This window comes from Pseudomonas arabinosi, assembly GCF_047758675.1.
Classification (GTDB): domain Bacteria; phylum Pseudomonadota; class Gammaproteobacteria; order Pseudomonadales; family Pseudomonadaceae; genus Aquipseudomonas; species Aquipseudomonas arabinosi.
Map to the genome: position 1 here is coordinate 3,445,922 of NZ_CP180480.1, position 18,659 is coordinate 3,464,580.

The 18,659-nt window shown below is 53.1% G+C and carries 17 protein-coding genes and 1 pseudogene; 13 read left to right on the plus strand and 5 right to left on the minus strand.

Features of this window, described 5'->3' with window-relative positions; genetic code table 11:
- The first annotated feature begins 6 nt into the window (after positions 1 to 6).
- Both ACMXYJ_RS16220 and ACMXYJ_RS16225 read left to right on the plus strand, forming a co-directional pair.
- Entirely contained in the window at positions 7 to 1,125 is a 1,119-nt protein-coding gene (locus tag ACMXYJ_RS16220) for a caspase family protein (RefSeq protein WP_415760641.1), read from the plus strand.
- Positions 1,109 to 3,034 carry a hypothetical protein gene (locus tag ACMXYJ_RS16225; protein WP_415760642.1) on the plus strand — a complete coding sequence of 642 codons (1,926 nt, stop codon included), beginning with the start codon at positions 1,109 to 1,111 and terminating at the stop codon, positions 3,032 to 3,034. Before ACMXYJ_RS16220 ends, ACMXYJ_RS16225 begins: the two co-directional genes overlap by 17 nt.
- A 63-nt stretch (positions 3,035 to 3,097) precedes the next feature.
- Here ACMXYJ_RS16225 and ACMXYJ_RS16230 read toward each other — a convergent pair whose 3' ends face one another.
- Complete coding sequence (locus ACMXYJ_RS16230; protein WP_415760643.1) at positions 3,098 to 3,529, minus strand: hypothetical protein; 432 nt, start codon at positions 3,527 to 3,529, stop codon at positions 3,098 to 3,100.
- Entirely contained in the window at positions 3,526 to 4,107 is a 582-nt protein-coding gene (locus tag ACMXYJ_RS16235; RefSeq protein ID WP_415760644.1) for an alpha/beta fold hydrolase, read from the minus strand. The genes ACMXYJ_RS16230 and ACMXYJ_RS16235 overlap by 4 nt, the downstream gene beginning before the upstream one ends.
- A 392-nt stretch (positions 4,108 to 4,499) precedes the next feature.
- On the opposite strand from ACMXYJ_RS16235, the gene ACMXYJ_RS16240 reads away from it, so the two are divergent.
- Positions 4,500 to 4,937 carry an amidase family protein gene (locus ACMXYJ_RS16240; protein WP_415760645.1) on the plus strand — a complete coding sequence of 146 codons (438 nt, stop codon included), beginning with the start codon at positions 4,500 to 4,502 and terminating at the stop codon, positions 4,935 to 4,937.
- A 443-nt stretch (positions 4,938 to 5,380) separates the two neighbouring features.
- Positions 5,381 to 5,779, plus strand: a complete 399-nt coding sequence (locus ACMXYJ_RS16245) for a hypothetical protein (RefSeq protein ID WP_415760646.1) — start codon at positions 5,381 to 5,383, stop codon at positions 5,777 to 5,779.
- A gap of 189 nt (positions 5,780 to 5,968) precedes the next feature.
- Here ACMXYJ_RS16245 and ACMXYJ_RS16250 read toward each other — a convergent pair whose 3' ends face one another.
- On the minus strand, positions 5,969 to 7,285 hold the full coding sequence (locus ACMXYJ_RS16250) for a hypothetical protein (protein ID WP_415760647.1): 1,317 nt from the start codon (positions 7,283 to 7,285) through the stop codon (positions 5,969 to 5,971).
- Positions 7,286 to 7,582: 297 nt separating this feature from the next.
- On the opposite strand from ACMXYJ_RS16250, the gene ACMXYJ_RS16255 reads away from it, so the two are divergent.
- The 7 genes and pseudogenes from ACMXYJ_RS16255 (at position 7,583) to ACMXYJ_RS16285 (ending at position 14,795) form a co-directional block, all read left to right on the plus strand.
- Entirely contained in the window at positions 7,583 to 8,188 is a 606-nt protein-coding gene (locus tag ACMXYJ_RS16255) for an SCO family protein (RefSeq protein ID WP_415760648.1), read from the plus strand.
- Positions 8,188 to 8,676, plus strand: coding sequence for a copper chaperone PCu(A)C (locus tag ACMXYJ_RS16260; protein ID WP_415760649.1), 489 nt, complete (start codon positions 8,188 to 8,190; stop codon positions 8,674 to 8,676). Before ACMXYJ_RS16255 ends, ACMXYJ_RS16260 begins: the two co-directional genes overlap by 1 nt.
- A gap of 146 nt (positions 8,677 to 8,822) precedes the next feature.
- Positions 8,823 to 9,734 (plus strand): hypothetical protein, encoded by a 912-nt coding sequence (locus ACMXYJ_RS16265; RefSeq protein ID WP_415760650.1) that lies wholly within the window; start codon positions 8,823 to 8,825, stop codon positions 9,732 to 9,734.
- Positions 9,735 to 9,893: 159 nt separating this feature from the next.
- Positions 9,894 to 11,543: a hypothetical protein gene (locus tag ACMXYJ_RS16270; RefSeq protein WP_415760651.1), complete on the plus strand. Its 1,650-nt coding sequence runs from the start codon at positions 9,894 to 9,896 to the stop codon at positions 11,541 to 11,543.
- A 652-nt stretch (positions 11,544 to 12,195) separates the two neighbouring features.
- Positions 12,196 to 13,266 (plus strand): RDD family protein, encoded by a 1,071-nt coding sequence (locus ACMXYJ_RS16275; RefSeq protein ID WP_415760652.1) that lies wholly within the window; start codon positions 12,196 to 12,198, stop codon positions 13,264 to 13,266.
- Positions 13,263 to 13,586, plus strand: a pseudogene (locus tag ACMXYJ_RS16280) (RDD family protein); the annotation flags it as partial. The gene ACMXYJ_RS16275 and the pseudogene ACMXYJ_RS16280, both read left to right, overlap by 4 nt.
- 186 nt (positions 13,587 to 13,772) lie before the next feature.
- Positions 13,773 to 14,795, plus strand: coding sequence for a hypothetical protein (locus ACMXYJ_RS16285; protein ID WP_415760841.1), 1,023 nt, complete (start codon positions 13,773 to 13,775; stop codon positions 14,793 to 14,795).
- A 740-nt stretch (positions 14,796 to 15,535) separates the two neighbouring features.
- Here the strand turns inward: ACMXYJ_RS16285 and ACMXYJ_RS16290 are convergent.
- The gene (locus ACMXYJ_RS16290; RefSeq protein WP_415760653.1) at positions 15,536 to 15,808 is read right to left on the minus strand and encodes a helix-turn-helix domain-containing protein; all 273 of its coding nucleotides are present in this window, start codon (positions 15,806 to 15,808) and stop codon (positions 15,536 to 15,538) included.
- Between the two features lie 91 nt (positions 15,809 to 15,899).
- Between ACMXYJ_RS16290 and ACMXYJ_RS16295 the strand changes: the two genes are divergently transcribed.
- Entirely contained in the window at positions 15,900 to 16,355 is a 456-nt protein-coding gene (locus ACMXYJ_RS16295; protein ID WP_415760654.1) for a hypothetical protein, read from the plus strand.
- A complete protein-coding gene (locus ACMXYJ_RS16300) occupies positions 16,339 to 16,713 on the plus strand; it encodes a hypothetical protein (RefSeq protein WP_415760655.1) in 375 nt (124 codons plus the stop codon). The genes ACMXYJ_RS16295 and ACMXYJ_RS16300 overlap by 17 nt, the downstream gene beginning before the upstream one ends.
- Positions 16,714 to 17,119: 406 nt before the next feature.
- Here the strand turns inward: ACMXYJ_RS16300 and tnpC are convergent, their stop codons facing one another.
- Positions 17,120 to 18,646 (minus strand): IS66 family transposase, encoded by a 1,527-nt coding sequence (gene tnpC / locus ACMXYJ_RS16305; protein WP_415760656.1) that lies wholly within the window; start codon positions 18,644 to 18,646, stop codon positions 17,120 to 17,122.
- Between the last annotated feature and the right edge of the window lie 13 nt (positions 18,647 to 18,659).

The window sequence follows — 18,659 nt, forward strand, 5'->3', positions numbered from 1 at the left end:
GCGTGTATGGCAGCCGACGACTATGCAATCCTGGTAGGCATCGCCAGGTACCGGGACACTGAGCAGTTTCCGACGCTCGATGGCCCCCTGAACGATGCCGAGCGTGTCCGAAAATGGTTGATTGACACTGAACTTGGGGAAGGCGTACCCAATGAAAATGTGTTGACGTTGACGACCCCCGAAGAGTTGTTGAATCTGCCATTGACGGGTTGGCCGCCTCAGACCAATTGGTCGCCGAACACGGTGTCGTTTTCTCAGAAGTTCAATAGCATCGCTTATGATGACGCGGGAAAGCCAGTGCGTCGCGAGGGTCGTCTATATCTTTATTTCTCGGGGCACGGCTTCTCGCTTAACGACGACGACTCGCCCAGCGCGGCGCTGTTCAGCGCAGACAACTATGGAGACATTCATTCCAACCTTGCAGGAACTGTCTACGCTGCGGCGATCAAGCGCGCCCGGCTATTCAAAGAAGTCGTTCTCATCATGGACTGCTGCCGGGACGTATTAGGCAACTATACTTACAACCTCCCCACTTTCAATCGGGTCGAGAACAGTGGTGCAGAGAGTGCAAAATTATATGCCCTCTATGCGGCGCCTCGGCGAGGAAAGTCTCAGGAGCGTGAACTTCCGGACTCGGAGGGGAAGGTGGTGGGGCTGATGACCGACGCCCTGCTGAGGGCGTTGAAGGAAGCCCCAAGTGACGTCGCAGGACGGGTCGCTGGACGTGTGCTCACTCAGGTTATGGCATTCAACTGGACGAATTGGTACCCGGTACGCCCAATGCCGCCGGCTCCTCGCGGAGTGTCTCCAGATCAAGGTGACATCTACTTCAAGTCGCGCCAACCATTGATATCGGTGGAGTTCAGTAGCCCAACAGTACTTGTTCCCGGTAGCACAATGCGCCTACGGTCGGAACTCTGGATTGCCATAGCAACGGTGGGAGCGTCGTCTCTCATCTGGCGCGACACAGCTTACAGTTGGGTTCAGGAGATCCCTTTGAACCAGCAGGCTCCTGGTGCCGCCATGCAGTTCACGTTGGTGCTTCCGCCTGGAAAGCATGAGTTGACTATCGGCGCAACCGTTCACACTTTTGACCCTGAGGTTTCTAATGCCATTTTCCTCTGACCCTGAAGAAGAGAGTCTAGAACCTCCTGTCCACTACCAATTTCATAGGAAGGTCGACACTGAGCCTGACGCAGATACGATTGGCCCATGGCAAGCTGTTGCTGCTCCCGAGCAGCAATCTGATTCCTCGCTGGTCAGGGTGTTCATAAAATCCAAGGCGTGCGCCTCTGAACTCTACGTTGTCAATCGAGCGTATGCCCTCGTGGCAAAAGGTGTTGGCATTGTCGATGCCCATCTGGAGCCCGGTCGATACAAAGTGCGTCAGCGTATCGGATATTCCGAACTTGTTCATGACCTGGAGATACCGGATGCCCAAGGGGACTTAGATGTGGAACTCCCAGCTTTGGACTTCCCTTCACCTATTCCGCTCGCTGGCACATCTCTGGTATCCAATTTGATGGTGCGGCCTTTCTCCTTGGGGGCCGGCAACTTCCGGTTCATCTTGAGGACGCCAATTGAAGCGGGTTCGTCGCTGACTACGACCTACGTCGAGCATATGCGCAATGAAATGAGGCGGTTTCGGCTAGAGAGCTTTGACGGTGAGCTTTCGATACCCTTTGGCGATGCTCAGCCTATCGGCGAGGAGCAGAGTGCGCTGGTGTTTGACACCGACCTCTCACCGGGAATGTACGTTGTAGTTCAGCAGCAACATGACCAGCGGCAGGTTTGTTTGCCGGTGCTTGTGCTGAAAAACCGAGTTACAGCTGTATTCAGTCTGGCGCTGAACGATGGGACGGTGCCCGTTCCGGTTCAGCTTGATCATGCCGCAGTCGCTATGCTGCGAGAGGACGAGCAGGATTTGCCGTATGAAGGATCTTTACTTCGTCTGGAGGCCGCCAGGAAGGCGATTGGTGCGGGGCGTCACGTGTACGGGTGGGACCATCCAGCTGTCGACCCTGGATCATCCGAAAACATTCTGTTGGCTTTGCTGGATCTGCAACTTGGATGGCGCTGTATGAATCCACTCGTGACCGACCAGGGCGCATCGCCTCCATCGGATGAGCGCCCACTTATGCACGTCGATGTCGCAAGATTGCTCGACCAACTCGAGTTAGTCCGCTCGGTGTTGGGGCAAGGGAACGCAGATCTCGTAGCTCTTATTTTCGCAATGAAGGTCGAAGTTGCTGAAAAAGAAATTCTGCCGCTTAAAGGGCCGCCGCTCCTAAGACGAAGCTGGGACCAGTTGCTGTCGACACATGAAGGAAACGCACTAGCAGCCAACTTGATGACGTTTCCCTTTCAGACGGAACCGAGTCCCACGTGGTTCCTTTGGAGCGAGAAGCCTGGCGTACGAGCTTCCGCTTTGGCTGAAGGGAGAAGGAGGGTACAGGCGGGCTCAGACGGTCCCACATTCTCGTTTCCAATCTCGGACAGTGGTGTACTGGGATCTGTTCTTACTTCGGCGATGAACATCACCCTGCCGCTAAAAGGGACGTTTGCATTAGGTCTTAACGTGGTGAAAAACCTGATTCATAGAGTCCCGTGGTTGACCAAGTCGCTCGATACGGCGCACCCGAGCACGGTAACTTTCGACGATGTTGAAGCGATGCTTGCGGCATTGATTCGGAACAAGTCTTTTGTGGATTGGCTGAACAAGGCGCAGCTGGTCTTCCAGGCAGAAGACGAGACAATCACTGACGAGTCGATGCGAAGACTGGTTTCCAGCCTTCACGCGCTCTCCGACCCTAAGTTGGTCGAGATGCTGGGACCGGATGTAATAGCAAGGCAAGTTCTTGCGACGCTTCGTCTTCCTCAGAGTCGTGTGGTCCAGCTTGTGGAGGAGCTACTCAAGGGGGTCGTGAATCGGTTGTCTGATTCTGACCGTACGGCAATCCTGGCTGTTCTCCAAGGTGCGGTCGCCGCGGCGGAGGTTTGGCTCACGACGAAGACACCTCCAAAGAATTCATAGATCCTGTCGCCATCCGCTCGTTGCGGAACCAATCTGGCCGCTATTGCAAAATAGAGGCTCGCATTACGATGCAAGCACTCCTTTGAGAGCCATGTCGATATAGTCGATATCCGCTGGGTTGATCCCGGCACCGGACGCATGGCCCCAAATGGACGGAATGACGTCGAGCCGGGCATCCGACAGAAAACTAACCTCTATCTCGCTATCCTCGGGCGGAAAATAGAGATCCGTCTTGCAAGGCATGATCAGGCATTTCGCCGTTATGCCGCGTAATGCAGCTGCGAAATCGCCGTTGTAGGTCTCATTCCGGCTGATATCAGCCGCTTGCCAGGTCGCGATCATGGCCAGGATGTCGTTCGGATCGAAGTCACTGAAAAGGGTTTCCCAGAAGCCGACGAAAAAATCGTCGAGCGACGAAAAACCGAGCACCTCACGATCCAAGCCCTGACGGAAAAAGGTTTGGGAAAGGGCCCAGCCCGCGTAAACCCGGCTCATGGCGCGCACCCCGTCGATGCCGGACCCGAGAACTCTCCTCCGATGAAAGCGGCATCGGCCGTCAGTGCGGCTTTTACCCCTTCGAGGAACACATAATTATGCCGCGAGGTCTTGGCGGAGCCGCAGAGCGCCGTCAGACGCTTGACGAAACCAGGATGGGACGACGCCCATTCGTAGGCCTGCAAGGCGCCCATGGACCATCCTACCGCCAGCGCGATGCCCTGCACCCCAAATCTCTCTTTCAAAAGCCGGTGTTGGAGGACGACGTTATCGTGCGTGGTAACCAGCGGGAAATCCTTCCCGGAAAAGGGGGCAGGGGTGTTGCTGGGTGAGCTGGATAGCCCATTGCCAAACAGGTTCGGGACGACGATGAAGTATTCCCGGGGGGCGAGGGCGCGGCCTTCGCCGATCAGCCATTCATTGCCGGTATGCCGGCCGCAGAACCACGTGGGAAAGACGACGACATTGTCGCGGCTCTCGTTTAGATGGCCGTAAGTCTTGTAAGCGAGGTGGGCTTTTGGAAGCGCAATCCCGCTTTGCAATGCAAAATTGTTCACCGTAAAAATGTCATGGTCCATGGTGGCTCCTCCATATGCGTAACGTGACGGTTGCCGACCGCAGATGCTTTCGGGTCACTGGTCCCCGTGCGGCCAATACTCGACCGATCCGGAAACCCGAGGGACGGCGTCCTGCCTTTTTACGTCGGCGCAACCTCGCTTCACATCCACAAAATTGTGGATGTTCGAAGGCGCTGTGGTCCTGAAGACTACCCCAGAGTCGGAAATGGAGCGTAGAGGCGTGAGCCCCGGCGCGCAAAAGTCCTCAGGCACAGCCCGGTCACCGGGAGCAACGTCCTCGGGGCGATTGCGGTGGGCGCGGCCGTCCTCGCGAGCGAGACCCTGTTTCCTGCCTATCAACGCCGTGCAGATCACTGCCGGTAGCGCGTTCTCGCACACTGGAGAGCAAAGACGTGAATCCGATAGACCTTACTTGCACCGACATTGCCCGGATCGTTGCCACCCGCGAGATGACATCGTCCGAGATCGTTGCCGCGCTGGTACAGCGCACGCAAGAGACGCTGCATTACAACGCCTATTCCTCTTTCGACGGGAACCTGGTCCTGCGTGCCGCCGAGGAGGCCGACCGTGCGATGGCCAATGGAAAGAAGCTGGGCATTCTCCATGGCGTGCCGGTGGCGCTGAAAGACAGCATCAACGCGGTTGGCTATCTGGGAGTGTTGACCAAGCTGATTGCGAGCGACAGTCAGAAATCGCGTCGGGTAAAGGCTATCACCGCCTTGTCCGCGCTGGTTGGCGCTGTGTCGCTGGCGCGGGCAGTGAACGACGAAAAGCTTTCCCGAGAAATTCTCAAGTCGGTCGCGGACGAGTTGAAGGCGCAGTTGGGGTAATGTCGTTGTTAGGGTGGTCGTGAGAAAGATTGATCTGATAATATTTTGATCATTCTTCTAGAGTAGTTAACAAACCTCGGTAGTTGTGTCACCTTCAATATTCCAGCGAAGAGAGCTGTAACGAACATCGTTATCGTCGCCTTGCATAGCTAGGCGCAACAATGAATACGTCCCATCTCTACCTAAGACGGGTTGGTTGTGGGGTATATGGGGCGATATTGTCGAAGGTAAGTATTTTCCTTAATGGGCTCCTATTTTCGTTGGCGGTTCAGAATAAGCTTCATTTTTCGGCGCATAAGCTAAAATGTTTTTCATATTGACAACTAAGGATCGTTGCTGGAAAGATTTTCATTTTTTATGATTGATGGCTATTTGATAGTTACTTGTTGTTTTTTTGATGTTAGAATTAAAACAGGAAGCTAAATTTTCAGAGGTTGTCAGATATGTGGAAAGACTCGGAGTATGATCACGTAATAATTCAAACAACAGTGGTAGGGGTGGATGATGCAGTTTTGGATCCGCCCGACCCAAGACTGTTAGCATTTTCTACCTCTTATGTATTTGAGAACTATGTGAGGCCTAGCGAGCGCGCACTGTTTGGGAGTGAACTTAGAGTAGTTGATGGTGAGGGTTACGAAATCCAAGAGGTGACCCAGATATTGGTAGGTCCCTCTTCTGAGGCGCGCGCTATTTTTCTTCGATCTGAAACGTTTTTCTTAGGTCTTGATTTTAAGCCTCTCATGGAAGGTGTCTCAATGAACGAGGTCAGTAGAGGCACAGTTCGAGATTTCGTCATGAGAAACAATAAAGGTATCTCCGCTATTTCGGTGAAGAAGATCTGATAACGGAGTGTTCGCTCCTGCGGAGCGTTTGGTAGGGGTGCTATCAGCAGCGCCCTGATTCGTTTTGATACTCCCGTTAATTGAGTCGGTACAAATCGTATAAATGTTATGGGCGTTAGACGCTACTGCCAAACTATCCGGCTACACCTTGCAGCATCACAGCGCTTGATAGGGTTGGTAACACCCACCTCACGATGGCTTGTGCTGGTTTTTGAGACGCCGGTAGCTCCAGGTTAAAAATTTAATCCCCCCTCTCGATACGGTACCAGTTACTTTTAATGCGTTATAAACCAGTTTTCGAATTCTTTGTTTCTCTTCGGGAGTCCTTTGGTCAACTTCGACTACACGAGTGGTGGAGTTTGCTATCTTTCCACCTACAATGATTGAGAAAGCGATGAAGAATAGCCAGCGATAATGCTTGGAGCGCTGATTTTGGGAAACAATGGCAATAGCCTTCTCTTGTTTATCCCTGAGTCTAACCAAAGTGGGTACGATACATTCAGATGCTAAAGCTACGGTTCTAATTGCCACATATTTGTCGACAAGGCTTTCAGGCGGCTCAGGGAAAGAGGTGCAATAGGACGCCGGTACCGTCTGACAAACCCCTGATGATGCTGAGAGTTGATACGAATCGCCGCCTAAGTTTTTAACTGGGCATCTCTTGCTGTTGTAATCATTTATTTCTTCTCTGATCTGAAATATTTCTTCATCTGATATTTTAGACCAGGTTGGAGCGTAGACGGTGCGGCTAACATGGGGACCGAACTCTTTGTAGATCTTATGGTGGTCGCTTGCATATTCGTTAAGCTGTTGTTGAACACGTGAGGCCCAACGACAGGAAGCAGTTTCTAAGGATCCATTCCGCAGGCAGTAATTATCGTACTCCCGTACTTGTGCTAACAAGTATAAGCTCGCATTTCTTGTTGCAGCACTGGCTTCTGTCAGTGCCTGAGCGTCCTCGGAGGCTCCACTATCGGCAACGAAGAATATTCCCGTCAAAATAGCTGTAAGAAACCAAATATGGTCATAATAGTGGCGGAAGCGGTCATTCAGTTTGAATGCGTCGTAGACTATTATGGTTACAGACCATCCGATTAGGACTCCATATAATATTAGAGAGGCAAATCCAAAGGCGCTTCCTAAGCTGCCTGTGCCGCCCACTAAATACTGGGATGGGGTTAGACTGAATGGAGAAATAAAGCCAAGTACGTTAAGAAAGCCTGGCGATAACAGCAGAAAGCCAACTACCATTACACCTTTTGTTTTACCGAGAATGTACCCAGCTAAAAGCATAAAAGGTAAAGAGCATAGTGCTAAAAACATTATGGCGACTAATACTGGTATAACTGCTTCGCCGGGAGCGAAGCCACTTACTAGCTCACCATTCGCTGCCTTTTCGATGAACCAGGTAGAGGAAATGCCTAACCCATCCAATGTCTGATGCAGGTTGTACGCTGCGCCGTGGAAAAACCTCACATAGGGAGATAGAAACTCAAATAACATCATCAGCTTTACTCGGAATGTCTATGAAATATATCGCGTACCGTCTCGGTTCGCCCTTGAGCTGTAGGGGCTGCGAATGCTGGGAACTGCACCAGATAATGTAATGCCAAAATAGTGGCACTGGTGCTATTTTCCTTTTTGATGTTCATGTATCCCGCATGCCGCGACCTTTTGGCGCATGACCGGCTGGCCATCGATTGAGTACTAACGAGCAACAGTTTGTTAACCTCCACGCGCTTTTTCTCGTCTGATTAATCAGCCACTGTAGATTTCCAGTTGCTACACAGGATGCTTTTTTTCATGAGTACGTTGTATTCCCGTCGTACGGTCCTGCAAGGCATGAGCCTGCTGAGCCTTGGCCTGCTCGCCGGCTGCGACGCCAGCAGCAAGCTGTCGTTCAAGTACGGCAAGGATCTTAGCGACAAGATCATGGGCCGTACCTTCAAGCTCAAGGATGCCGAGGGCGAAAGCCGGATGCTCACCAGCTACCGGGGTCTGATGCCGATGATCTTCTTCGGATTCACCCAGTGCCCGGCCGTATGCCCGACCACTCTGGCCCGTGCCGCCCAGGCTAAAAAGCTGATGGGTCGCGACGGCGAGCGCCTGCAAGTGATCTTCATCACCCTGGACCCCGAGCGCGATACACCGGATTTACTCGACAAGTACGTGAAGGCCTTCGATCCGAGCTTCGAGGCGCTGTACGGCACGCTGGAAGAAACAGCCGCCACCGCCAAGGAGTTCGGCGTGTTCTTCGAGAAAGTCCCAAGCGGCGACACCTACACCCTGTCCCACACCGCGACCAGCTTCGTGTTCGACACCAAAGGCAATTTGCGCCTGGGCCTGTCCGCGTCCCTTACCGCTCAAGAGTGCGCAGAAGACCTGCTCACCGTCATGGAGATCTGCTGATGACTTCGTTCTGTGCGCCACGTATCAAACAACTGGCCCTGGGCCTGTCCCTGCTTGGCATGGCGTGGCAGGTGTCGGCGCAATCCCAGGTCAACAATGCCTGGGTCCGCGCCACGGTCGCCGGCCAACCTTCAAGCGGTGCCTTCATGACCTTGCAGGCCGACACCGACAGTAAGTTGATCAGCGTACAATCGCCCGTGGCGAAGCTGGTGCAGATTCACCAGTCCAGCATGAAGGACGATGTGATGAGCATGCAGCAGGTCGAGTCCGTCGCCTTGCCCGCCGGTAAGCCGGTGAGTTTTGACCCCCACGGCTACCACATCATGCTGATGGATCTGACGGCACAGATCAAAGAAGGCGACACCGTGCCCCTGACCCTGACGGTGGAAAATGCCAAGGGCGAGAAAGAGACGATCAAGGTCGAAGCCCAAGCGCGTTCGCTGGATACGATGGATCACGGCATGATGGATCACAGCAAGATGCATTGAGGGGCTGACGGCCTCGCCCAAGAGGCCGTTGTTTGATGGGAGGCGCGTAATATTCCGATCAACATCGAAACCGCCATCCCGGGGACGATATCCGCGTTGAACTAAAATCAAGGCGACTATCACCGAGAGGACTGCTAGGGGAACCTATGCAGCATTTGAGAATGGACGAGAGGATTTTGCAGCTCATTGGTGACTCGCAGTTCGAGCGAGACCTGTACGAGGCGGCGTATCTCAACCTTCATGACCGAAGGAACAAGCTGCGCTTCAATAACTTCGCTTATGCAATGCGTGAGCTGGCCGGGCACACCCTTGCTCGATTGGCCCCCGACTCCGAGGTGCAGAAGTGTGCCTGGTGGAATGCAAAAGCCGAAGGTGAAGTTCACCAAGTCACAAGGATTGAACGAGCTGTATACGCCACGCAGGGAGGCCTATCGAACTTCTATGTGAGAAAGAGACTCGGGCTAGATTTTGCAGAGAGCCACTTGGAGCTTCGGGAGGCAATCAAGCGACTCAGTGACTACACCCATATCAAGCCAGAAGTCTTTGGGATGGGTAATGAGGGAATTGATCGACTGGCGGCAGAAACCACCGAGGCGGTTGCCGGGCTCATGGCCTCTATCCAGGAATGCCGGGCGGCCGTTGCGGAGCGACTCTCGGATGCAATAACCGATGCGGCAATTCAGCAGGTGCTTGGGGAGAGCCTGGATGCTATCGATGAACTGGCTACCCATTACTTCGTCGAGGAAGTCTACGTCGACTCGCATCAAGTTACCGGCATTACTGCCGAAGCGGTCCATTTCAGAGCAAGCGGTACTATCGGCGTCACACTGCAGTGGGGATCAAACTCCGATGTGCGGAACGGTGACGGGTTGGAAATGGGAGAGTCCTTCGGCTTCACTTGTGAGCTGACCTGCGAGACGCCAAATCCTGATCCAGACACCCTTGAGTACGTTGAGAACTCGTTGATGGTGGACACTGGAGATTGGCAGACAAGACCTGATGAGTGGGAGGATCACCCGGATGCACCCACTACAGAAGTCCTAAGACCAGATTTCTAAATAAGCGTGCTCAGTTCAGGGGCATTCCATCCAAGGCGGCTTTGTAGTCGAGTTTGGCGGGAAGGATGCCTCTTAAATTCATAGCGTCGATGATTCGATGAGAATCATGACGGGAACAAGCTTATCTCTTACAAGCAGCACGTTTTGGGAAAATTCACGATGAATCAAGCTTTCACGACAGTCCGGACCGCCGCAGATTTACATCGATATCTGACGAAAAATAAGAATTTCGATTTCAATCCAGATCACGGTCGCGATGAGGCGCTTTACACCGAACTGAAGCGAACGCTTGAATTGCCAGATGGAAAGTTTCTGGAGGGGCTTAGCGAGAAAAATATTTCTGCTGAGCAATATCTCCGTGCATTGATGGCAATAGCGGAACCGTTGTCCGAAATGTACCGAGGGATCTTGGCATATTGCACCCGCGCTAACGTCCTACGATCCAAGAGAAGCGCCAATATTGAGTGGGAAATAACATTGGGGGAGGAGCGGATTGGTTTCTCTTTCGAAGACTTCAGGCTCTTCGATGAGATCAAGACCAGCATAGCGCCTTCGTTCGAATTAATGTTTTCGACAAAGAATGACCTTATGGATTGGTTGGCTCATGAGGTCTTCAAGCCGTCTCACCAGGGCCTACCGAGTTGGGATTTTGATTGGAGAAGCGTCGAGATTTTCAGGATCCTAACAAATGCCCGAAATCGACTTGGCTTGGAATACGCGCCGATCTTTGGTGGGCTAAATAATTTATATCTTGGTGGAAGCGGTATAAACGTACCGGCGGATCTGGCGCTGCGTGTCACAGGACACAGAGATTACCAGGCGAAACTATCAGCGGTTGCCAAAGCGTTCGATCCCGAGGCCATTGAATCGATTGCGTCAAAATTCATCGAACTTCCGTTCTGGAAATTTCGTTGGCAGATCTACGAGATCTGGATCATCACAGTGTCTTTGTCGGAATTTGACCATTTTGGATTCCAACTGGTCGCCAACCATGACGGCCACTCATTAATCGAACTAGGACGCCAAGCTACCCTGGCGGCGCATGACAAGAGCCCTAGCACTTTCATCTACCAGCCAACGTACTGGAACAGAAACAACGATGAAGTACGGCCGGACATCGTCGTTTCCAGCCGATCCGACGCGACCCCAAATAACGTAAATTTAGTAATTGAATGCAAGCAGAGACTCAGTCTCGACATCTCTCACTTGGAAGAAGTTCGGATCAAATACGAGGCTGGGGTCTGTCCAGCGAGGGGTGAGGTAGTCATTGTGAACTACGATGACGTGCAACCATGGCCGCGATCAGGACAAGACAAAACCACGCTCATAGCTAACGTACGACCGCACTCGTCGGGAGAGACCGAATTCAGGAGATTCCTGAGAACCACACATATTGCCAGGTCGTTACGCAAGGAGGTTTGGTTCGTCGATATCTCGCTGAGCATGGGTGGGGTTCTTAACGATGAATTTCGACGGTGCTTGGCAGAACACATGGATTCCCTCTCGCCTGGGCAGTTCAAGCTTTACGGATTCGCACAAGATATTGTGGAGAGGCAGGCGCTCGATCTCCGTGGAGAGGTCGCGATGTCTCAGTCCCCTAATGACGCTAATTGGGAGGGGCGCGGAATTGACCTTCTTTGCATTAAGGCCCGTGAGTGCTTAGCAGACAAGAGGGTGAGGTTGTTCATCGTTTCGGATATCGCCAGCACGATAGAGAACAAATTATTTCTTGAAAAAGACGAACAAGACCGAGTTTGTTTCACGGATCCGAGTCAGGTGCTCTCGATGCTAACGGAACTCTCGTTCTGAATGTATGGGAGTGACGTAGGATTGGTCGGAGAGTCAGCATCGAGCGTCATCGATTTATAGATCAAAGACGCACCGTCTGATCCTGGTTTGCAAGAGGTGCAATGCATGACTAACGAAGAAATTCGCCAAGGCTGAGGGTCTACCGGTCACGTACAGCAATATCTGATCTTAACTCCCCCCAATATCTCTCAATTCAAGCCCGGCCACTGAAGGCAAAGGGCTTGCTTTTACCAAATTCAGCGGCAATTCTCAGGCACTCAGCGCGTGAACGCGCATTTATTGATTCTCGCTCCTCGTCGCTCAATCTGCGCAAGATTTCAAACTTTCGTTCACCGTCTGACTGCTTTTTAGCTATCAGATGGGAAAAGCAGGACGATTCCACAGGAAGAATCTGCATGATGCACCTTGGGAAGATTGGATTGCGGCACAGAAACAATAGCAAAATTCGCTATGTCTTGCGGGGCGACTGAGTGGGGAGGCAGATACAGCAGAGCGCTGCATAACCTGTTGTCGGTGATGCCAAGCAAGGCTGTGCAGTTTCCTGTTCAGTGGGCTTTACTCTGTATCTATCACTGGAAAGATAGCTCCCCCGTAGACGTCACCTGAGTAGTTGAACTACGGCTTCGAAGGCAAAGTCGCCGGAGGACCACCCATGAGCGCACGGCTGGCTGGCGAGCATCCCGGCCCATTGAGTTGTGTGGTCAGGCGGTGCCTCGCCAAAGCGGTCGACATAACTCTGTTTGTCTCCATTTCCTTTGTGGTTGCATTTTTCATCCTACCCGGTTCATTACGCTTCGATGCGCTGGTCCCTGCATTTTTTTCGGTGCTTTGGGTGCTTGGCTTCATCATCAGCGCCGATATTGTGTTTGTGCTGCTTTTCGGCAGAACCCCAGGCGAAATGCTAACAGGCATACGTGTATTGACACTGGAAGAGGAGCGCTTGGGGTTATCCCAGCGTCAGGATCGAACCACGGATGCATTCGTTGACGGTACGATCGGCTGCATTTCTTTGCTATCGCTTTTCTGGCGGCGTGAACCCGCACCTTACGATAAAGGATGCACTGTCTGGTTCGTTCGCCTGACACGACAACGACTACTGGTCACGGCTCTGGTATCCGTTGCATTTGTAATGACGCTGGTAGTGGGCGGTATCGCTTTCGGTTTCATGGGGGTGCAGGATAACGCGCCTGCGGTAGTCATTCGCATCATGAAAAAGGTCGGGTTCGATGTCCAGGAGCGGTGGGTCAACCCCCTTACTGGCAAAGTGCTGGTCCTGCCAGAGGGTTGGCACGTACTGGATTCGTCGCAGCTGCCACAGTATGGCGAGTTGATGGTGAATTTTGCTTACACGGATGACAATTCATATCTGGTGAGATTGGTCATTGCACCTGACGCGATCCTATACGCTCAGCCGGAAGAGGTGAGCAATTTCGACCAGTTGGACTGGATCCTGCGTTCTTCCCTGATAGTTGATTATGACGCGGGTAGCTTGGGCGTGCGAGAGGATGTCCAGGGGGAGCGTCGGTTCGATCTCCTTTATTCGGCTAGATTAGCTTTTGAAAACGCCACTGACCTGAGTGGTACTGCCATTGTCTGGTTTACCGAGCGCAGGCATACATGGGCGCTTGCTATTGCTCATTCCATAAAGGCGAGGCCAGAGCTGAAGGAAGAAGCCTATCGTCTTGCATTCGGTCTGATCCAATCCACTAGGGTGTCGCGATGAGTGTGGGCTCATTTCCCGCATCACCGGACACGGCTGGCGCTTTTACTTGGCGCAGAGTTACCGCTCGCCTTGTGGATTGTGTCTGGCAAGTTCCGGTTGGCATCGTGGTGTGGTATGTCACGGTTCAGTTGACTGATTTGCCTTGGCGTTGGGGGATTGTCGCCACGGCAGTGGCTGTGAGTTGTGTTCAGATCCTTGGTGAGACCTTTCTGGTGTGGGGGCTGGGGACGACACCAGGCAAGGCCGCGGTCGGCCTGCGCGTATGTGAGGATGAGACTGACGAGCCACCAGGATTCAGAGCCGCACTTCTGCGGGCAATGAAGGTAGTGACGTGGGGCATGGGGTTCTGGCTGGGGCCGTTGGCGTTAGGTTGTGCCACAGGAGCGTTCTGGCGTTTGTCGACCGCTCGACTGATGCCATGGGAGAGGGGTGGAGAGGGTACAGCTATTCGTTCAATGCCATCGACTGCTGGCCGGCAGCTGACTGCCTGGGTAGTGGGCGCTAGCATGTTGTTGCTGGCAAGCATGGGGCCTTTATTGATGTTGACAGGGACAGCTTCTACTTCTGCAACGTTGTCCCAAGATTTGCGCCGGAGCATCAGTGGGCAGTGGCTGTGGATGAATCAGCTGTCCGGTAGTCTGGTGACACTCGACTCTCGGTGGCGTTTGGTTCATGAGAGCATCAATTTGCCCCGTGGTCACTGCGAAGCCAAATTTGCCTTTGGTGAAGGCGACGCCAATGTGGTCAAGTTGTCGGTGGCGTGGAAGCGCCCACCACCACCACTATCACTTTGTATTCCCGGCGAACTGGATCTGCAGGAAATGGGCTTCGTTGTCATCCAGACCGGTGACTTCCACGACGAACGAACGCAAACCCGCTGTGAGGTCCATGGTGGTGGTGTCATTGCCGATACTGTGGTCTTCGGGAAGGTTGATACATTTCTGAAGGGTAAAGCCGGTTCAGTTGTGTACAAGGTTTTTTCATCCAGTGCGCAAACTTCCGGTTATGCAACCGAAGCCGTCGAAGGTCTGGCAGCGCGGCTACTTGATGAGGCGGGGCCGTTCGAGGACGGTAACGGTAATCTTGACCGATATTCCTGGCGCAATGGGCTAACTGGTGAGGTTGCCCAATTACCTGGCGATTGGATGCTTAATGACATGATTGTGGCTGAGGGGGACTATGTGACCTACACCTTCTACCGCTGGTCGGGAGCCGGTAAAGACTTTCAGACCAAGGATGTTGCCTTTTTAGGAGGCCTTGAAAAAAACAGTCCAGTCAAGCTCGAAGATGTGATCCAACAGCTACTCGACAAGCGGTCCACTGGCAAGCAGCAGTTGAGCAAAGAGCTGCTCCCGGGTGGCGATATTCACTATAAATTGCAGGGGGATGGACAGGAAGCAAACATGATCGTGCGCGACGGGAAGCGGTATTCCTGGATCCTAGTTTGGACAAGCATCGAAGCTGGTGCTGCACCGGGTAGCTTGGAACAACACGCGTTATTGTCGCGGATTTTGCCGACACTCCGGTGATAGCTAGCCGCTTTCCTTCCAAGTTTTCGGGATCTCACCTCGCTCTTGCATGGACCGCTTGCGGCTAGTACACATTTTTTAAAAGCGTATGCGCCGCAGAGCGGTCTGAACCGAAGCCCTAGAAAGCACCTCACTATCGAGGGTCTCGGATGTTCGCTTTACTGGTTTAAGTCGTCCGAACGGGCTTGCGACTTTTCGCGGTGTTACTGACTGGTGCGGGAACGGGAACAACAGTTGAGGTAGCTAGTCTGTGTGTGATCACGGACGCACTCTTGTTTCCAAGTTGCTCCTCCAAATGATTTCGCACCGATTGGGCTGTCAGTATCCGCGACGACTCGACTGCGGAGGCGGTGGATTGGCCAGCCGCTGTCAACACTAGAACCGTGTCTAAAGCGGTGTTCACTGACGCAACCGCAATGTTACCAACGCCATCTTTGATCATGATGATAGCCTCGATTGAAAAGCCTCCTGCAACGATGCAGACAAGGCTTTCAACTAGCGTAACGCGGAATCGGGTCAACCGTTGGGAGGAGTGATAGGCGGGAGTCTACGGAAATATTTGCGTCCGTAATCTCGCGGTAGCTTTCGACGCCTCGACGGCACCATCTTCCTTACAGGCGCTGTCTAATAGTGAACCAGGAGCCGATTACTCTGACGCTGCTTTCAGTGCTTGTCGGAAGGCAAACGTTTCTGCGAAACGTCTGGCGAAATTATCGGACAAAGCGGAAGCGCCCGCCTATTCAAATGGCAAGGTCGAAGCGGATTTTCTCGAACAGTAATTCAATGTCCTCGCAGGAAGATCTCTCCAGGTAGCACTTAATAAGGAGGCTTGCTGGGTGGATGTCCATGACTGCAGCGAGGTGCTCGACCTTCTCGAGCGTAGGGTTTTTCAATCCCCGCTCAAGCTGACTCATGTAGCTGAGACTCGTCACTAGCGCAAAATCTTCCTGGGTTAGCGCTCGTCGTGTTCGTAAATTTTTCAGTGCCCGGGCGAAGGCGGTATTGAGTTCCATTGTGTCATCTCTTAAAAGAGATGATGAAGCATGAAATCAGCACTATAATGCCACGTACTATAGTGCTGATTCGTGCTTTTGGAGAAATTATATGTTTGAAACGTATGAGGCGGCGAGGCTGCCGGCGCTTCCGTCTTTTGAGCGAGACACGACTCGCTGGGCTTTCATCGCTCAGTCCGCCAACCGTGAATGGTTCTATGTGACGCACCAGTATTTTCAAGACGGTGACCCCGAATATGTGTGCAGTCAGCAGTTCATGATCCCCGATGTGATTGGTCTGATGAGCCTCGTGAAATCCAACACGGATGTCGCATTTGTCAGCGCGGTGCAGCTCGTATCCCCAGGCTGGTTGAATGGCTCGGAGGAATGGCGCATGGAGCCACTCATAAGGTTGATCGCTTTGCCCGATGAAGAAAGCAGCAGGTTTGCCTACAAGGTTGCGGGGGGCGGAATTTATCCACCTCAGCTCGCGGATACTGCGCAGAGCGTGGGAAAGGGCATTTGGCCAATATCTACAGGGGAGGGGTCCAGTGAGTCCACATCTTGAACATTTGCTTTGTAAGCCAAATTTGTCGCTGTTCCCAAATGCCACGATTGTCGACGATCACTTCTGTTGGGGATTCGAGTGCGGTGATGGTTGGTTCGACATACTCAACCACGCATTCGCCCTCGTTTCGGCAAGAACAGATATTAGCCCTGAGTGCGGGGAGGTGACGGTCGAGGAGGTGAAGGAAAAGTTTGGTGGATTGAAGATTTATTACCGTGGAGGCGACGATTTTGTTGAAGGTGTTTTCAATCTTGCAGAGTCAGCGTCCGTTCACATCTGTGCCATCTGCGGTAACCGTGCCCCCAATCGACGTATGCATTACCACCATCCGCGATGCGAAGACCACTATGGGAAATAACCGGTGAAGTACGGCATGACCCATCGTGAGAATTGGATTGTAAACATGCATGAGCAGCTTAAATGCGGCGATTCGTTGATTGGCCTAGCTGATGTCCGAAGCTGCGTAACCGTCCGGGCATCCCACCTTACGATAGAGCCATTTGACTCATCTAAAAATCACGACGCTTTGCCGCTAATGCGAAGGGGCTATGTTAAATTCAGCTCAGTCGTTAATGGATATTTCGGTTATGGAGAACGCATCATGCTCGCAGTAGGAGTGGCGCTAGTCGCAGTAGGCTTGGGCACAGGAAATCCTGGCTTTTGGATACCAGGCTGTGTCTTCATGGCTGTAGGGTGCTTTAAAAGAGTCAATCGTCGAGACTGATGGTAGGGGGTAAGTGACTGCCGTATTTACCCTGTGCAAGTCAGGCCTGCACCCATTGATGCGGCAGTAGCTGTCCTATTTCACTGGCCCGCTGCGTCGGCAGGCGCGTGAGAACATCCTTCAAATAGGCGTACGGGTCATGACCATTCAGCCGCGCCGACTGGATCAGACTCATGATCGCCGCCGCTCGTTTGCCGCTACGGAGCGACCCTGCAAAGAGCCAGTTCTTGCGCCCAAGAGCCCATGGTCGGATCTGGTTCTCTGCCCAATTATTATCAATGGGTACAGCCCCGTCATCGAGGTAGCGCGACAGCGCTACCCAGCGTTTCAGGCTGTAATCGAGTGCTTTGCTGATAGCCGCGCCTTCGGGCACGAGGTCACGCTGGGCGATCATCCAGGCGTGCAGCATGTTCATCACCGGTACAGCTTTTTCTTGCCGTATTCGGCGCCTTAAATCCGGCTCCAGGTCGCGGACTTCACTTTCGATTTCGTACAGCAACTGGATATAGCGCAGGGCTTGCTCGGCGAGCGTGCTTTTATTCGTAGCGTGCAATTCGAAGAACTTGCGCCGCGCATGAGCCATGCAGCCGATCTCGGTCACGCCGAGTTCAAAGCTGGCCTTATAACCGCCAAAATCGTCGCACACCAGCTTGCCCCTCCAGTCTTGCAGGAAGTTGCGAGCATGCTCTCCGGCGCGGCTGGGGCTGAAGTCATAAACTACCGCTGCCACGTCCGAGAACTGGCTGGTGGCGTAGGCCCAAACATAGGAGCGGTGGGTTTTCTTTGCTCCCGGCATGAGCATCTGCACCGGTGTTTCATCGACATGAATAACCTGCTGCCCGAGTACCACGTCGCGCAGCGCATCAACCAGCGGCTGCAACTGAACCCCGGTCACGCCAACCCATTGAGCCAAGGTTGAGCGTGGAATCGCCAGGCCCGCTCGACCGAAGATCGATTCCTGACGGTAAAGCGGCAGGTGGTCGGCAAACTTGGCAATCATGACGTGGGCCAGCAGGCCGGCGGTTGGGATGCCCTTATCAATAATCTGTGCCGGAACCGGTGCCTGAATCAGCGTTTCGCAGTCATCGCAGACCCATTTGCCACGTACATGGCGTTCAACGGTAAATACGCCGGGCGTGTAGTCCAGCTTCTCGCTGACGTCCTCGCTGATGCGCTTGAGGGCACAGCCGCAAGGGCAGTGAGTGTTGTCCGGTTCGTGATGGATCAGTGTGCGTGGAAACTCAGCCGGTAATGCAGTGCGTTTGGGTTTCTGCTTTTTCTCGGTCGCCGCTGGCACTGTTTGCAAGGCTTGAAGCTCTGCTTCAATCGCTGCGATATCGGTATCGATCAGGTCATCGAGCAAACTGGCTTGCTCGGGATTCATCTGCTCGCTGCGCTTGGCAAACTTCAAACGCTTGAGCTGGGCGATCTCGAAGGTCAGTTTCTCGATGACTGTTTGATCACGGTTGATTTTCTTGCCCATCGTGTCTACTTGCGACAGCAACTGCGCTGCCAAAGTACGCAGCAGGTCGGGGGACATTTGGTCGAGATTGGGCAAAGAAGTCATGCGCCGGATTTTG

Coding starts and splice junctions, on each gene's coding strand:
- ACMXYJ_RS16220 (WP_415760641.1), top strand. CDS start 7: ATGGCAGCCGACGACTATGCAATCCTGGTAGGCATCGCCAGGTACCGG.
- ACMXYJ_RS16225 (WP_415760642.1), top strand. CDS start 1,109: ATGCCATTTTCCTCTGACCCTGAAGAAGAGAGTCTAGAACCTCCTGTC.
- ACMXYJ_RS16230 (WP_415760643.1), bottom strand. CDS start 3,529: ATGAGCCGGGTTTACGCGGGCTGGGCCCTTTCCCAAACCTTTTTCCGT.
- ACMXYJ_RS16235 (WP_415760644.1), bottom strand. CDS start 4,107: ATGGACCATGACATTTTTACGGTGAACAATTTTGCATTGCAAAGCGGG.
- ACMXYJ_RS16245 (WP_415760646.1), top strand. CDS start 5,381: ATGTGGAAAGACTCGGAGTATGATCACGTAATAATTCAAACAACAGTG.
- ACMXYJ_RS16250 (WP_415760647.1), bottom strand. CDS start 7,285: ATGATGTTATTTGAGTTTCTATCTCCCTATGTGAGGTTTTTCCACGGC.
- ACMXYJ_RS16255 (WP_415760648.1), top strand. CDS start 7,583: ATGAGTACGTTGTATTCCCGTCGTACGGTCCTGCAAGGCATGAGCCTG.
- ACMXYJ_RS16260 (WP_415760649.1), top strand. CDS start 8,188: ATGACTTCGTTCTGTGCGCCACGTATCAAACAACTGGCCCTGGGCCTG.
- ACMXYJ_RS16265 (WP_415760650.1), top strand. CDS start 8,823: ATGCAGCATTTGAGAATGGACGAGAGGATTTTGCAGCTCATTGGTGAC.
- ACMXYJ_RS16270 (WP_415760651.1), top strand. CDS start 9,894: ATGAATCAAGCTTTCACGACAGTCCGGACCGCCGCAGATTTACATCGA.
- ACMXYJ_RS16275 (WP_415760652.1), top strand. CDS start 12,196: ATGAGCGCACGGCTGGCTGGCGAGCATCCCGGCCCATTGAGTTGTGTG.
- ACMXYJ_RS16285 (WP_415760841.1), top strand. CDS start 13,773: ATGTTGTTGCTGGCAAGCATGGGGCCTTTATTGATGTTGACAGGGACA.
- ACMXYJ_RS16290 (WP_415760653.1), bottom strand. CDS start 15,808: ATGGAACTCAATACCGCCTTCGCCCGGGCACTGAAAAATTTACGAACA.
- ACMXYJ_RS16295 (WP_415760654.1), top strand. CDS start 15,900: ATGTTTGAAACGTATGAGGCGGCGAGGCTGCCGGCGCTTCCGTCTTTT.
- tnpC (WP_415760656.1), bottom strand. CDS start 18,646: ATGACTTCTTTGCCCAATCTCGACCAAATGTCCCCCGACCTGCTGCGT.